Here is a 13,298-nt window from a genome sequence, read left to right as displayed (position 1 = left end):
CGCTCAGAAGTTTCCGCGGGCGGCTTGTTCGCGTTCGATGGCTTCGAAGAGGGCTTTGAAGTTGCCGATGCCGAAGCCGAGGGAGCCGTGGCGTTCGATGAGTTCGAAGAACACGGTGGGGCGGTCGACGAGGGGTTTGGTGAAGATCTGCAGCAGGTAGCCGTCTTCATCGCGGTCGACGAGGATGCCGCGTTTCTGCAGTTCGGCGATCGGGGCGCGGACGTTGCCGATCCGGGCCCGCAGTTCGGGGTCCTCGTAGTAGGAGTCGGGGGTGGCCAGGAATTCGACGCCCTCGGCGGTGAGCTGGTCGACGGCGGTAAGGATGTCATTGGTGGCCAGCGCCAGGTGCTGGGCGCCGGGGCCGCGGTAGAAGTCGAGGTATTCGTCGATCTGCGAGCGCTTCTTGGCGATGGCGGGTTCGTTGAGCGGGAACTTGACCCGGTGGTTGCCGTTGGAGACGACCTTGCTCATCAGCGCGGAGTAGTCGGTGGCGATGTCCTCGCCGACGAATTCGGCCATGTTGGTAAAGCCCATGACCCGGTTGTAGAAGTCGACCCAGTGGTCCATCTTGCCGAGTTCGACGTTGCCGACGACGTGGTCGAGGGCCTGGAACAGGCGTTTGGGGGCGCCGTCGCGTTTGGTGTGCGACGACGTGCGGGCGATGTAGCCGGGCAGGTAGGGGCCGGTGTAGTTGCTGCGGTCGACGAGGGTGTGGCGGGTGTCGCCGTAGGTGGCGATCGCGGCGAGGCGGACGGTGCCGTGCTCGTCGGTCACCTCGTGGGGTTCGTCGAGGACGGTGGCGCCCTGGGCGCGGGCGTGGGCGATGCATTTGTCGACGTCGGGGACGGCGAGGGCGATGTCGACGACGCCGTCGCCGTGGGTGCGGTGGTGCTCGATCAGCGGACTGTGGGGGTCGACGGCGCCCTGGATGACGAAGCGGACGGCCCCGGATTCGAGGACGAAGCTGTGGTGGTCGCGGTTGCCGGTGGTGGGTCCGGAGTAGGCGACCAGGGTCATCCCGAACGCGGACTGGAAGTAGTGGGCGGTCTGGGTGGCGTTGCCGACCACCCAGACGACGGCGTCCCAGCCGCTGACCGGGAACGGGTCGCGGGTGCCGTCGTATTCGACGAGCCCGACCAGCTGCTCGAGCTGGCCGAGGTCGAGACCTGCCAGGCGTTCCTTGTCGGTGAGAGTCTGCTCGATCGTCATCGCTGTCTTCCTGGTTCGAGGGACGGGGCGTGGCCTGTTGCCTGGGTCACTACGAAAACCCACGCCGCCCACATAGGCAACCGAGCCAGCAGAAGCTAGCCACAGTGCCACCTTCGGCGACCTCCGAACCACTTTTCTTATACAGTCGGACTAGTTGAATCCGCCCGGAGAGGTCTGGCCATGAAGGACGCAGTGCAGTTGGACGAGCTCGACTTCGCCCTTCTCGACGCCATGCACGACGACCCGAAGGCCGGCGTGCTGGAGCTGTCGCGCCGGATCAAGGTCGCGCGGGCCACCGTCCAGGCGCGGGTGCGCAAACTCGAGGAGTCGGGCGTGATCGCCGGGTACGAGCCGCGCCTCGACATCGCGGCCGCGGGGTTCGACGTGCAGGCGTTCGTCACGCTGGAGACGGCGCAGGGAGCGCTCGACTCCGTGACGTCGGAACTGGAGTCGATTCCCGGCGTGCTCGAGGCCTTCGCGACCACCGGTTCGGGCGACATCCTGTGCCGCATCGCGGCGGGTTCCCACCTCGGGCTGCAGCAGACGCTGATCGATCTGAACAAGTCGAGCGTCGTGGCCCGGTCCACCAGCGTGATGGTGCTGTCGGTGATCGTCCCGTACCGGTCGATGCCGCTGCTGCGGACCCTCGACCGGCCGCGCTCGGCGAAGGCCCCGGCCTACCGCACAGCTTCCTCGGAACCGGATTAGCAACACGATCGCCGCCCCTGCTGCACAAACTGAATAGAAAATTCTGGAACTTCTTTCGCGGTGGTGTTCATCGTGGCTATGTGCCGGCCAGCCGGTTGCGGCGCACGAGTGGTGCCCGACACAGTGATCGCCGTAACAGCGCGGGCACCGGTCGGGAACACCGACCGGGTCGCCCCGAGCCCCCGGCAGCCGAGAAACCGAGAGAAGCCATGAAGAATCTGCTCACCCGATTCGAAGAGAAGGCCCCCGAGATCGTCTTCGAGTGGCACGACACGGAGACCTCCGCACGCGGATGGACGGTGATCAACTCGCTACGTGGCGGCGCTGCCGGCGGCGGAACCCGGATGCGTCGCGGTCTCGACCGGCGCGAGGTGGAGTCGCTCGCGAAGACCATGGAGGTCAAGTTCACCGTCTCCGGTCCGGCCATCGGCGGCGCGAAGTCGGGCATCGATTTCGACCCGACCGACCCGCGCAAGGACGAGGTGCTGCGGCGCTGGTTCAAGGCCGTCACCCCGCTCCTCAAGGCGTACTACGGCACCGGCGGCGACCTGAACGTCGACGAGATGGCCGAGGTCGTGCCGATCACCGAGAGCTACGGCCTGTGGCATCCGCAGGAGGGTGTCGTCAACGGGCACTTCGCGGCCAGCGATCGCGAGCGGGTGCAGCGGGTCGGACAGCTGCGGCTGGGTGTCGCGAAGGTCGTCGAGGATGCGCGGTTCACTCCCGATCCGCAGGCGAAGTACACGGTGTCCGACCTGATCACCGGCTGGGGTGTCGCCGAATCGGTGCGGCACTACTACCGCGTCTACGGCGGCGAACTGGCAGGCAAGCGCGTGATCATGCAGGGCTGGGGCAACGTCGGCGCCGCCGCCGCGTACTACCTGGCGCAGTCCGGGGCCCGGATCGTCGGCATCCTCGACCGCAACGGTGGGTTGTCGAACACCGACGGCTACGACTTCGAACAGATCCGCGCGCTGTTCCTGGCCAAGGAGGGCAACGAACTGCGCGCGGCAGGCATGGTGCCGTTCGAGGAGATCAACGAGGCGATCTGGAGTTCGGGCGCCGAGATCTTCCTCCCCTGCGCCGCATCACGTCTCGTGACACGCGATCAGGTGGACCAGTTGATCGCCGGTGGTCTCGAGGTGGTGGCGAGCGGCGCCAACGTACCGTTCGCGGACGACGAGATCTTCTACGGCCCCATCTACGAGTACGCCGACAAGAGTGTGGCCGTCGTCCCCGACTTCATCGCCAACTGCGGCATGGCCCGGGCGTTCGCGCTGCTGATGGAGGGTGACATCGAGGTGTCGGACGAGGCGATCTTCGGTGACGTCTCCGCCACCGTCGCGACGGCGCTCGAGCGGTGCTTCGCGCGTTCGTCGCAGCCGACCGGAATCGCCGGTACCGCGTTCGAGATCGCACTCGATCAGCTCGTCTGACGGCACGGGAGCTCCCATGAACACAGTTCACGACCCACCGGCTTCCAGCACCGGACCCGTTGTCACCACAGGCCTTCAGCAGGCGATGAAACCGCGGCAGCTGGTGATGATGAGCCTGGGCGGCGCAATCGGCGCCGGACTGTTCGTCGGCTCCGGTGCGGGCATCGCCGTCGCCGGGCCCGCGGTGCTCGTCTCCTTCCTCATCGCCGGATTCCTCGTCGTCCTCGTGATGCGGATGATGGGCGAGATGGTGGCCGCCGACCCCGACAGCGGCGCGTTCTCCGTCCACGCCGAGAACGCGATGGGCCCGGTCGCCGGCCGGACGATCGGCTGGCTCTACTGGGTGCAGGTCGTCATCGTGGTGGCCGCGGAAGCGACCGCGGCGGCGGCGATCACCGCCGCCTCCATACCCGCAGTGCCGCAATGGCTGGCAGCCCTGGCGTACATGAGTGTGCTGACCGCCGTGAACCTGGCGGGCGTTTCCCGTTTCGGCGAGTTCGAATTCTGGTTCGCCGCACTGAAGATCGTGGCGATCGTCGCGTTTCTGGCGGTCGGTTCCGCGATGATCCTCGGCTGGATTCCGAGCTTCGACGCGCCGGGCCTGTCGAACCTCACCGGCCACGGCGGGTTCGCCCCCAACGGTGTCACCGGCATCGCGGCCGGCCTGCTGATCGTGGTCTTCGCGTTCGGCGGCACCGAGGTGATGGCCATCGCAGCCGCCGAGACGTCGGAACCGCGGCGCAACGTGAGCCGCGCGGTGCGGTCCATCGTGTGGCGAATCCTGGTGTTCTACGTCGGTTCCGTCCTCATCATGGTGACGGTGCTGCCGTGGACCGCCGACGAACTCGCGACGGGACCGTTCGTCGCGGTCCTGAACGCCGCGCACGTCCCCGGCGCCGGCGCCGTCATGACCGTCGTCGTGGTCATCGCACTGCTGTCGTCGCTGAACGCCATGCTGTTCAGTGGCTCCCGGATGATCTACTCGCTGTCCGAGCGTGGGGCGGCGGCGAAGGTATTCGGCCGGGTGTCGGGCAACGGCGTTCCCCGCGTGGCGGTGCTGGCGTCGGTGACGTTCGGGTTCGTCACCGTCGTCCTCAACTACCTGGCCCCGGATCGTGTTCTCCCGCTCCTGCTCAACGCGGTCGGCTCGACGATCCTGGTGCTGTGGACGTTCGTCACCGTCTCGCAGATCGTGTTGCGGCGGCGCGCCGAGAAGTCGGGCCGAACGGATCTGCCGCTGAAGATGTGGGGCTTCCCGTATCTGTCGTATGTCGCTCTCGCACTGCTGGCCGCGGTCGCGGTGCTGGCGTTGTTCGACGACGCGGCACGCAACCAGCTGTTCGCGACGCTCACGTTCACGTGTGCGATCACGCTGGCCTGCTGGGTGCTCGGACGCAGGCAACGCAGCGCGGCCGACACCACACAGGAGAAGACGCCCGAGACCGTCGGCTGAGACGACACCGCGGTCTCACGGATGTCGAGGGGTCATCCGTGGGGCAGCGGCGGTCTCCCGCTCAGCGGACCCGTTCCGGTCGCCGAACCCTCCCGCGGCCTACCGTCGAACGCACGCGACGAAGGGCCGGGAATGACCACACATCCAGACGTTTTCGCCCCGGCCACGCTGGGCCCCATCACGTTACGCAATCGGGTCATCAAGTCGGCCACGTTCGAGGGCCGTACTCCCGACGCGCTGGTCACCGACGAACTGATCGAGTTCCACCGCCGGCCCGCGGCGGGTGGGGTCGGGATGTCGACGGTGGCCTACTGCGCCGTGGCACCGGAGGGTCGCACCGAACGCGGGCAGTTGTGGATGCGCCCGGACGCTGTCCCCGGGCTGCGCAGGCTCACCGACGCCATCCACGCCGAGGGTGCGGCCGCATCCGCCCAACTCGGGCACGCCGGACCCGTCGCGAACGAGAAGTCCACCGGACTGCCGGCGCTCGCACCGTCGCGGTCGTTCAACCCGCTCAGCATGCGGATGATCCGCAGCGCCACCACCGCCGACATCACCCGGATCACCGCCGCCCACGGAACCGCGGCACGGCTCGCGGTCAAGTCCGGCTTCGACGCCGTCGAGATCCACTTCGGCCACAACTACTTCGCCAGCGCGTTTCTCAGCCCGAAGCTGAACCGTCGCACCGATTCCTACGGCGGATCACTCGAGAACCGGGCCCGGGTGGTGCGGGACGTCGCCCGGACCGTGCGCGACGCCGTCGGCGGCCGGGTCGCGATCCTCGCCAAGCTGAACATGGACGACGGCGTCCCCGGCGGGTTCTGGCTCGACGAGGCCATCCAGGTGGCCCGACTGCTGGAGCACGACGGCAGCGTCGACGCCCTCGAACTCACCATGGGCAGTTCACTTCTCAACCCGATGTACCTGTTCAAGGGTGACGCGCCGGTGCGGGAGTTCGCGGCCGCCATGCCGCAGCCAGTCCGCCTCGGCGTCCAGTTGGCCGGGAAGTCGATGATCCACGCCTACCCGTACCGCGACCTGTTCATGCTCGAGCACGCACGCCAGATCCGCGCGGCGGTGACGTTGCCGCTCGTCCTGCTCGGCGGAGTCACCGACCGGGCGGGCATGGACACCGCCATGGCCGAGGGCTTCGAATTCGTCGCCATGGCCCGGGCGCTGCTGCGCGAACCCGACCTGATCAACCGCATCCGGTCCGAGCCCCGCACCCAGTCGTTGTGCATCCACTGCAACAAATGCATGCCCACCATCTTCAGCGGAGCACGCTGCGTGCTCGTCGAATGATTCGCTGCACGGCCGGTTGACTCACGCGTGGAGCGCGATGAGGGACCCGATGCCGACGACGGCACCGAAGATCAGTGGGATGCAGATGATGTCGATGAAGATGCCGGTGCCGATCATCTTGATCATCGGCACGTACCCCGATCCGTAGACGATGGCGTTCGGTGGTGTCGAGACCGGAAGCATGGCACCGACGTTTGCACCGAACACGCCGGCCATTGCCGGGATAATCGGGTCGACACCGACGGCGAGGGCGATCGGGATGATGATCGGGACGACGATACCGACGCTGGCCGTGTTGCTGGTGGTTTCGGAGATGACCAGCCCCATGACGATGGCGATCAAGGCGAGAACCCAGGAACTCTGGACGCCCGTGGCCCGGGCGATGGTCGTGCCGAGGGTTTCGGCGAGTCCGGTGGCATTCATCATAGTGCCGATGGTCAATCCTGCGCCGACGAGGAGAACCGTGCCCCAGTCGATCTTGGCGGCCTCGGTCCACGTGAGGTGGATTCACCGATCCCGTTTCCGCGGGGCAGGAAGAACAGCAGTCCGGCGGTGAGGACCGATCCCTCGTGGAGATGGTCGGTGAAGGCGGTGACGATCGAGTTGGTGATACCGAAAGTGGTGACCAGGGAGGGCAACACCCAGAGGAAAACCGTGACGAGGAAGATCACCAGAACGTTGCGTTCGCCGCAGTTCATGGGACCGAGATCGGCGTAGTGAGCCCGGAAGTAGTCCTGCCCACCGCAGATGTGCTTCACTTCGGGCCGGTTGACGAGGATCAGCGCGACCCACATGACCGCACCCATCACGAGGAGGTACGGGGCCGACATGGAGATCCATGTCGAACAGTTCGACCTTGTAGCCGGTCATTCGCTCGATCGTGCCGCGGCCGATGACGTTGGCGATGCCGGTGATCGGGGTGAGGACCGATCCGATGCTCGCACCGTAGGCGATGGAAAAATCAGCAGGTAGGAGAATTTGGTGCGGTTGGTCTTGATGCCCGGGTTCTGCTCCTGAATGAGATCACAGATCGTCTTGACCACGCCGATGCCGATGGGAAGCAGCATCGCGGCGGTGGCGGAGGACGACACGAACATGCCCCAGCGAACGCCTGCTGGCGCACTACAACTCCCACCTCGGTGACCGGCACCTCGCATCGGCCCCGGAACCGGCTGGTACCTCCAACACGCCACCTCCCCACCCCGAACCCGGTGGTGGCGCTGCTCGACCTCAACCCGAGCACCCTGCAACTTCGTGCTGCACTGCGTGCCCGGTACCTGGGAGCAGAAGGGCCGGACGTTCGGGCACATTGCCCAGGTCATGGCCGACGACGGGGTGTTCTTCGGCTCGACCATCCTCGACACCGGTGCGCACCGCACTCCACTCAGCCGCACCCTGAACAGCCTCAACAACGGACCGATCAAGCTGTTCCACAACCGCGGCGACGACCTCGACGGTCTGCACACGGCTCTGGCAGCCGCGTTCACTTAGGTCGAGATCACCGTCGTTGGCACCGTCGCGGTCTTCTCCGGCCTGCCAGCCCCTGCGTCCAGGTAGCTGATGCGCCGCGCCGGGGGCGCTGGCCGCGGTAGGCATCGGGATCGCGATCTATGTAGCCACGTTCGTCCTTCACCCTCGCAGGAGATGTGCCGCGCACACCGCCCATTCCAGGCGCCGAGGTGTGCGCAAGAAGAAGAGGTGCGGCGGCATGGAGCTCGGCTTCTTCATCCATGCTCTGCCCTGTCCGCCCAACAGGGAGGCAAGGCCGACCCGCCGCAACCGGCCGATCTTCACACTGCCGAATGGTTGCATCGACCGCAATTCGACACGCCGGTCGTCATCACCGAACAGCACTTCTCCCGAGCACGCACGCCTGCACTGCACCCTCCAGCCTGTCTCCGGCCCCCGAACCACCCCCACCGTCTTCTTCGTAGTAGATGGGCGGCGACCGGACTCGCGCTCGCCGCGGCGGCGTCGGGCTCGGGTCGCGGTCCTGGCTACGCAGCTCGGACCGAACGAGTTAGGCCTGCCGACCGAGAGGAACCAAGTGCCGACATCCGAACCTGACGACCAGAAGATCGTCAGCCTGAACGCCGTGCGTCAGAGGAGAACGACGACCTACTCTCCGGCCACATACCGCTGACGTCGCTGCTGTACCGCCGACGCGACCGGATCGCCGCCAACCTACTTGTCACCGACGTCCTCACCACCTACCTGAGCGGATCCGGGATCGGGCCAGCCGGCGTCATGGTCATGCACGGCATCGCCGACGACGCCCGGGTCCGGGACCTGACCGCCGAGCAACGCGGGCAGATCACCGACGCGATCGCCGCGACGAGCGGGCTATAACCCACCTGAGGGGACGTGTCATCTCCGCAGTTCAGATGCATTTCGTGTCCGAGGTCAGGACTCGACCGGGACCAACCGCTAGGACAGGCTCGATCACCGGTCATAGGCGATCTAAACGTCATCCGACCAACGGTCTTTACTTGCCCTCAAGAGTACTGCCGCCATCAACGACGATAATTGCACCCGTCACGTAGCTGGCTTGGTCGCTTGCCAACCAGACACCGACGTTGACGACCTCGTCCGCAGTGCCCATCCGCCCGAGCGGAATTCCCGCTTCGAGCGCAGCGATAACGGCCGCCGGATCTGGTGAAGCGTCAGCGTATCCGCGCGCCATCTGTGTGTCGATGCAGCCGGGTGCGATTGCATTGACTCGGATGTCCGGCGCGAGCTCGACGGCGCACGATTGGGTCAGCTGTAGGCAACCGGCCTTCGATGCCCCGTATGGAATTTGAGTTGGGTACACCCGGAATCCACCCATCGAGGACACGTTGGTGATGGAGGCTCCGCGGCGACCCCGCATTAAGGGGACGAAGGCGCGAGTGACGAGAAAAACTCCCGTCAGATTGACATCAAGTGTCCTGTGCCACTGCTCGTCCGTGATGTCGGCAAGTGGACTGACCGCCATCACTCCTGCGTTGTTGTAGATGGTGTCGACGTGGACCCGAGTCGAACGCACGTGCTCGGCCATGGCGTTCACCGCGGAGCTGTCGGTAATGTCGGCTTTGTAGAACTCGACGTCGTGTCCGGCAGCGGTCAATTCTTCCACGAACTCCGAGGCGCCGACATCGGTCACGTCAGTGGCGACAACAGCGGCCCCTTCTGCGGCGAATCGCCGGCATGCAGCGCGACCCATATCGCCTATCGCGCCGGTCACGAGTGCGACCTTTCCGTCCAAGACTCCCACAACTACTCCTTTTGAAGACCTGCCGATCCAACCGGGGTCGGCGGAGGCTCTTGTTGTCGTTCACAATGAATCTGAGGCGACCCGTGAAGTCGTCAACTCTTGACAGTCTTCACTCCGAACCTGGGCTGCTAACAGCGGCAGTCGTCATCGACGGGTTCGTGGGGTGAACTCGATATGAAGTTGATCCAGGCAACGCACGACATAGTTGGGTCGATAGGTCAGTGCATCTGGAGAGTCCACTAGTCGTATCGATTCGAAGCGCTCGACCATCGCCTTGAACGTGTGATACATCTCCCGGCGGGCGAGCGTGTTGCCGAGGCACACGTGAAGACCGGTGCCGAACGCGAGATGCCGTCGCGGGTTCTTTCGATCAAAGTCGAGCTCGTCCGGGTCCTCGTAGTGCCGTTCATCTCGGTTCGCGGATCCAAAGCGAAGATTGACCACCGAGCCGGCCGGAATGGTGACCCCATGTAACTCGACGTCTTCGGCAGCCTGCCGGAACATTCCTTGTACGGGGGCCTCCAGACGTACCACCTCTTCGATGAACGTATCGAGGTAGGCTTCGGGGTCAAATGCGAGCTTGTTGAACATCTGCGGGTTCTCTGCCAGGAGTCGCGCGCCACCGGCTAATGCACCCGTGGTCGTCTCGCCGCCGCCGACCATCATGTCCGTCGTGATGAATCCGTGAAGTTCCTCGTCCGTCAGAACACGATTCCATTCGGGGACTGGGGTGTTGACGATCGTGCTGAGGAGGGTGCCGTCCGGCTCGCGGCGTACTCGCTCGAAGTGAGACTGTGCGTACTTCTGGAAGTCGAGTTCTAGCTTGGCGGCGCGCTGCTCGATCTCTGGTGTAGCCATGAGTCCTGCGCGCGCAATCCATGCGAGGCTCATGTCCTTCACGAGCGATAAGTCGGTTGCTGGCAGTCCGACGTGCTTCATGATCGCGGTCAGCGTCATCGGCGCCGCGAACTGGCTCACCCACTCGCACCGACCGTCGTCGATGAAGCCGTCGATCAAGTCGTCAACGGTCACACCCACGATCCGATCGAAGTGTGCTTGATTCGTTGGCCTGAACGAGGCCTCGAAGAGTGCCCGTCGAACTTGAGAATGCTCTGGTTCGTCGCGTGCGTTGAGTGCGGGCCCTGGCTCCCATCCGTCGTTCTCGTAGGCCTTTGCCAGGGTGTCGTTCTTCTGCTGGGACTCGAACCGCTGCTTCGAATCCACGCCGTCCGCTGACAGTCCGATCTCTCCGACTGTCTGCGTCGAGATCGTGTTGCGGAAACGTTTGGTGTCCATCTCGACGGCGCGTATGTCGTCGTATCGTGTGAGCACGAACATCCCGGTGGTGGGGTCTTGCCATACCGGCGAATCGTCGCGTAGCTGGCGATAGGCCGGAAATGGGCAATCGTTTGTGCGCCGGTCGAAGAAGTCGACGTTGTGGGCTGTCTCGGTCATGTTCGTTCCTCCGTCTTTCGGTGTGCCTGCCAGTACCGACCCTTGTTTCGTTCAGCTGACGCCCGTCACCCACTCCTCGACGGTGAGGACATCCGCATGCGCGGGGAAGACGTTCTCCAGCAACATTCGGTGCACTGCCGTATCACCGTCAGCGCACCCGTCTGACAGAACCTTGATGTGATAGTCCAGGTCGGCGGCGGTCCGCAACGTTGACAGGACGACGCCGGAAGTTGCCACGCCAGCTAGCACGAGAGTTTGGATTCGTCGCGAACGGAGGATCACCTCGAGGTCGCTGCCGGCGAATGCGCTGATGCGGCGTTTGGTAACCAGAATGTCCGACTCGCGGGGCCGGAGCACGTGGTGGACTTCCGTTGCCGGGTTGTTCTCGGTGAAGTCGAAATTGGCGGTGACAACTCCGAAAATCTTGTTGGTCGAGGCGACTTCGGGATATCCCGGGCGGAATAGGACGCGCACGTGGATGACGTCGATGTCGGATCGTCGTGCAACTTCGGCAGCGCCTGCCAGTCGGGTCAACAGCTCGTCATCCCCGCCGAATGCGGGGACGACGATTGGCATGAGGTCCATGAGCAGCAATGCGGCTCGAGCCTCGTTTCGTTCAGCTTCGACTGCCTTGTTCACAAGTCCTCCAGTTGGGCGGCGGACTGAGCCGCGGGGTGAGAATTCCTTCTTGACAATCGATTTGCCAATAGTTCGTCAGGTTCGTCAATCGGACTGGCGACTCTCCTACTCGGTCGCACGTTGAGAACCCACCTGGAGCAGCTCGTCGAGTCGGTGGATCTTCACTCTCGCTCTGCCCAGACTCTCCCCGCGTGCTTCCTCGGCGCTATCGATCGCGTTCCATCCATCCCACGGGACTACCTCGACGCCGCGTTCACGCAACATCGCTACGACGGCGCCCGGATTGCGTTCGAGAGCACGTGGAAAGTCTGCGGCTTTGAGTAGAAGTGCGTTCACAGTCTCGAGCGAATCACGGCGATTCGTTCCTATCACTCCTGTTGGTCCCCGCTTGAGCCATCCAGCGACATAGACCGCGGGGCGAGTATCGTCGCCGTCGAACACCCACCCGTTCGTGTGCGGCACCGTGGCGGTCGCTGGGTCGAATGGGAGCCCCGGCAGGGGTTCGGCGCGGTAGCCGACGGAGGTAAGCACCAAACCGGCGTCGACCACCTCCCGAGGCGGGCGGTCAGTCTTACTGTGGTCGTTGTCGCCTTCGGTTGCCTCCAGTAAGACAGATTCAGCTCCCAGGTGGCCGACGACTGCGACCGGGCGCCGGAAGAACGTGAAATGGATCCGGCGCGCACGCCCCCTCGGCAGGCTTCCGAGTGTCCTCAGTGCCGCGACCATGCGGGCGGTCGGTGGTGCGGCTTGTTTCAACTCGGATTCGGTCACCCGTAGGACGCAGGGGTCAACGATGACGTCGACATCATCGAGCTTCCCGAGTTCGACGATTTCCTTTGTCGTGAACTTCGCTTGCAGCGGTCCCCGGCGGCCCACGATGTGCACGTCCTCGATGGGGCTCTCGACGAGGAGTTCCAGAACATGTTGCGGCACATCGGTTTGCAGCAAGGTTTCACGTGGATTGACCAGCATCCGAGCGACGTCGAGAGCAACGTTGCCGTTGCCGATTACGACCGCCTGTTTGGCTGTGAGCGCAAAGCGTTCAATTGTCGCGTTCGGGTGCCCGTTGTACCAGGAGACAAAGTCCGCCGCCGCGAAGACGCCGGGGAGGTTCTCGCCCGGGATGCCGAGACGCCGCGTGCTGTTGGCGCCAGTCGCGAAGATTGCGACATCGTAGTGCCGCCGTAGGTCGAGCATCGTGATGTCGCGGCCATATGCGACATTGCCCAGAAATCGGACGCCTTCGTGGGACAGGATCTCACCGAAGGAATCGATGATCGACTTGATTCTTTCATGGTCAGGTGCCACACCGTACCGCACGAGACCGTATGGCACAGGCAATCGTTCGATAACGTCGACGGATATCGACGTGCCCGGCAGGGACTCGAGTAGTGCCTCTACGCTGTATGCCCCGGACGGCCCGGAGCCGACGACTGCCACGCGAAGATGCCGATGGTGCGGTTCAGCCACTACTTTTCCTTCGGCTCGAGCTCACGAATGGAGGGTGGGTCGAACCCGAGTGGGCCGTGCTTCTTCGCGCTGCGCGGAGAGCCCACTGCGCTGAACACCTGGTCGGTAGCTGCGAGGAATAGTGATGTTTCAGGGCCCTCCTCTGCATAGAGGACGGCGTCCTGCGGGCAGACCAGTTCGCAGGCGCCGCAGTCGATGCATTCGTCGGGCTGGATGTACATCATCCTGTCGCCCTCGTAGATGCAGTCGACTGGGCATTCGAGAACGCACGACTTGTCCATGATGTCGACGCAGCCGGCTGTCACGACGTACGGCATGGTTCTTCTCCTCTGTCGAAGTGGGCGACGACGGATTCGTCGCTCCATTCCGTCCC

Annotated in this window: 14 protein-coding genes; 5 read left to right on the top strand and 9 right to left on the bottom strand. The window is 64.6% G+C overall.

Annotated features, from left to right (window positions below; genetic code table 11):
• Positions 1-3: 3 nt before the first annotated feature.
• Positions 4-1,209 carry a 4-hydroxyphenylpyruvate dioxygenase gene (gene hppD / locus GO592_RS34690; RefSeq protein ID WP_202715088.1) on the bottom strand — a complete coding sequence of 402 codons (1,206 nt, stop codon included), beginning with the start codon at positions 1,207-1,209 and terminating at the stop codon, positions 4-6.
• Positions 1,210-1,389: 180 nt separating this feature from the next.
• On the opposite strand from hppD, the gene GO592_RS34685 reads away from it, so the two are divergent.
• The 4 genes from GO592_RS34685 to GO592_RS34670 all read left to right on the top strand — a co-directional run bounded on the left by GO592_RS34685 (position 1,390) and on the right by GO592_RS34670 (position 6,108).
• Positions 1,390-1,917 carry an Lrp/AsnC family transcriptional regulator gene (locus GO592_RS34685; RefSeq protein ID WP_005261973.1) on the top strand — a complete coding sequence of 176 codons (528 nt, stop codon included), beginning with the start codon at positions 1,390-1,392 and terminating at the stop codon, positions 1,915-1,917.
• A 209-nt stretch (positions 1,918-2,126) separates the two neighbouring features.
• On the top strand, positions 2,127-3,353 hold the full coding sequence (locus GO592_RS34680) for a Glu/Leu/Phe/Val dehydrogenase dimerization domain-containing protein (RefSeq protein WP_065492431.1): 1,227 nt from the start codon (positions 2,127-2,129) through the stop codon (positions 3,351-3,353).
• Positions 3,354-3,369: 16 nt separating this feature from the next.
• Positions 3,370-4,806, top strand: coding sequence for an amino acid permease (locus GO592_RS34675; RefSeq protein ID WP_202715087.1), 1,437 nt, complete (start codon positions 3,370-3,372; stop codon positions 4,804-4,806).
• Between the two features lie 132 nt (positions 4,807-4,938).
• The gene (locus tag GO592_RS34670) at positions 4,939-6,108 is read left to right on the top strand and encodes an NADH:flavin oxidoreductase (RefSeq protein WP_172651801.1); all 1,170 of its coding nucleotides are present in this window, start codon (positions 4,939-4,941) and stop codon (positions 6,106-6,108) included.
• Between the two features lie 21 nt (positions 6,109-6,129).
• Here GO592_RS34670 and GO592_RS46015 read toward each other — a convergent pair whose 3' ends face one another.
• Genes GO592_RS46015 through GO592_RS34655 form a run of 3 tightly spaced genes read right to left on the bottom strand, consistent with a single transcriptional unit; the run spans position 6,130 to position 7,205 of the window.
• Positions 6,130-6,549 carry an SLC13 family permease gene (locus GO592_RS46015; RefSeq protein ID WP_257225996.1) on the bottom strand — a complete coding sequence of 140 codons (420 nt, stop codon included), beginning with the start codon at positions 6,547-6,549 and terminating at the stop codon, positions 6,130-6,132.
• Entirely contained in the window at positions 6,546-6,938 is a 393-nt protein-coding gene (locus GO592_RS46010) for an anion permease (protein ID WP_172651802.1), read from the bottom strand. Before GO592_RS46010 ends, GO592_RS46015 begins: the two co-directional genes overlap by 4 nt.
• A gap of 36 nt (positions 6,939-6,974) precedes the next feature.
• Entirely contained in the window at positions 6,975-7,205 is a 231-nt protein-coding gene (locus tag GO592_RS34655; RefSeq protein WP_172651803.1) for a hypothetical protein, read from the bottom strand.
• Positions 7,206-7,374: 169 nt separating this feature from the next.
• Here GO592_RS34655 and GO592_RS45015 point away from each other — a divergent pair, with 169 nt between their 5' ends.
• A complete protein-coding gene (locus tag GO592_RS45015) occupies positions 7,375-7,599 on the top strand; it encodes a hypothetical protein (protein WP_237737184.1) in 225 nt (74 codons plus the stop codon).
• A gap of 994 nt (positions 7,600-8,593) precedes the next feature.
• Here GO592_RS45015 and GO592_RS34640 read toward each other — a convergent pair.
• The 5 genes from GO592_RS34640 to fdxA all read right to left on the bottom strand — a co-directional run bounded on the left by GO592_RS34640 (position 8,594) and on the right by fdxA (position 13,242).
• Positions 8,594-9,361, bottom strand: a complete 768-nt coding sequence (locus GO592_RS34640) for an SDR family NAD(P)-dependent oxidoreductase (protein WP_172651804.1) — start codon at positions 9,359-9,361, stop codon at positions 8,594-8,596.
• Positions 9,362-9,505: 144 nt separating this feature from the next.
• Positions 9,506-10,816, bottom strand: a complete 1,311-nt coding sequence (locus GO592_RS34635; RefSeq protein ID WP_172651805.1) for a cytochrome P450 — start codon at positions 10,814-10,816, stop codon at positions 9,506-9,508.
• Between the two features lie 51 nt (positions 10,817-10,867).
• Entirely contained in the window at positions 10,868-11,401 is a 534-nt protein-coding gene (locus GO592_RS34630) for a cysteine hydrolase family protein (RefSeq protein WP_172651806.1), read from the bottom strand.
• Between the two features lie 159 nt (positions 11,402-11,560).
• A complete protein-coding gene (locus GO592_RS34625) occupies positions 11,561-12,895 on the bottom strand; it encodes an FAD-dependent oxidoreductase (RefSeq protein ID WP_202715086.1) in 1,335 nt (444 codons plus the stop codon).
• A gap of 29 nt (positions 12,896-12,924) precedes the next feature.
• Positions 12,925-13,242, bottom strand: coding sequence for a ferredoxin (gene fdxA / locus GO592_RS34620; RefSeq protein ID WP_172651809.1), 318 nt, complete (start codon positions 13,240-13,242; stop codon positions 12,925-12,927).
• Positions 13,243-13,298: the final 56 nt, after the last annotated feature.

It is taken from the genome of Rhodococcus sp. 21391 (assembly GCF_016772255.1).
GTDB classification, from domain to species: Bacteria; Actinomycetota; Actinomycetes; order Mycobacteriales; family Mycobacteriaceae; genus Rhodococcus_F; species Rhodococcus_F opacus.
The sequence above is the reverse complement of the archived record's forward strand: the minus strand, read 5'-3'. Positions and strand labels throughout refer to the sequence as shown.

Excerpts from the sequence above, each read along its gene's own strand:
- GO592_RS34670 (WP_172651801.1), top strand. The coding sequence starts at position 4,939 with ATGACCACACATCCAGACGTTTTCGCCCCGGCCACGCTGGGCCCCATC.
- GO592_RS46010 (WP_172651802.1), bottom strand. The coding sequence starts at position 6,938 with ATGTCGGCCCCGTACCTCCTCGTGATGGGTGCGGTCATGTGGGTCGCG.
- GO592_RS34635 (WP_172651805.1), bottom strand. The coding sequence starts at position 10,816 with ATGACCGAGACAGCCCACAACGTCGACTTCTTCGACCGGCGCACAAAC.
- GO592_RS34655 (WP_172651803.1), bottom strand. The coding sequence starts at position 7,205 with ATGTTCGTGTCGTCCTCCGCCACCGCCGCGATGCTGCTTCCCATCGGC.
- hppD (WP_202715088.1), bottom strand. The coding sequence starts at position 1,209 with ATGACGATCGAGCAGACTCTCACCGACAAGGAACGCCTGGCAGGTCTC.
- fdxA (WP_172651809.1), bottom strand. The coding sequence starts at position 13,242 with ATGCCGTACGTCGTGACAGCCGGCTGCGTCGACATCATGGACAAGTCG.
- GO592_RS34680 (WP_065492431.1), top strand. The coding sequence starts at position 2,127 with ATGAAGAATCTGCTCACCCGATTCGAAGAGAAGGCCCCCGAGATCGTC.
- GO592_RS34630 (WP_172651806.1), bottom strand. The coding sequence starts at position 11,401 with ATGGACCTCATGCCAATCGTCGTCCCCGCATTCGGCGGGGATGACGAG.
- GO592_RS34685 (WP_005261973.1), top strand. The coding sequence starts at position 1,390 with ATGAAGGACGCAGTGCAGTTGGACGAGCTCGACTTCGCCCTTCTCGAC.
- GO592_RS34675 (WP_202715087.1), top strand. The coding sequence starts at position 3,370 with ATGAACACAGTTCACGACCCACCGGCTTCCAGCACCGGACCCGTTGTC.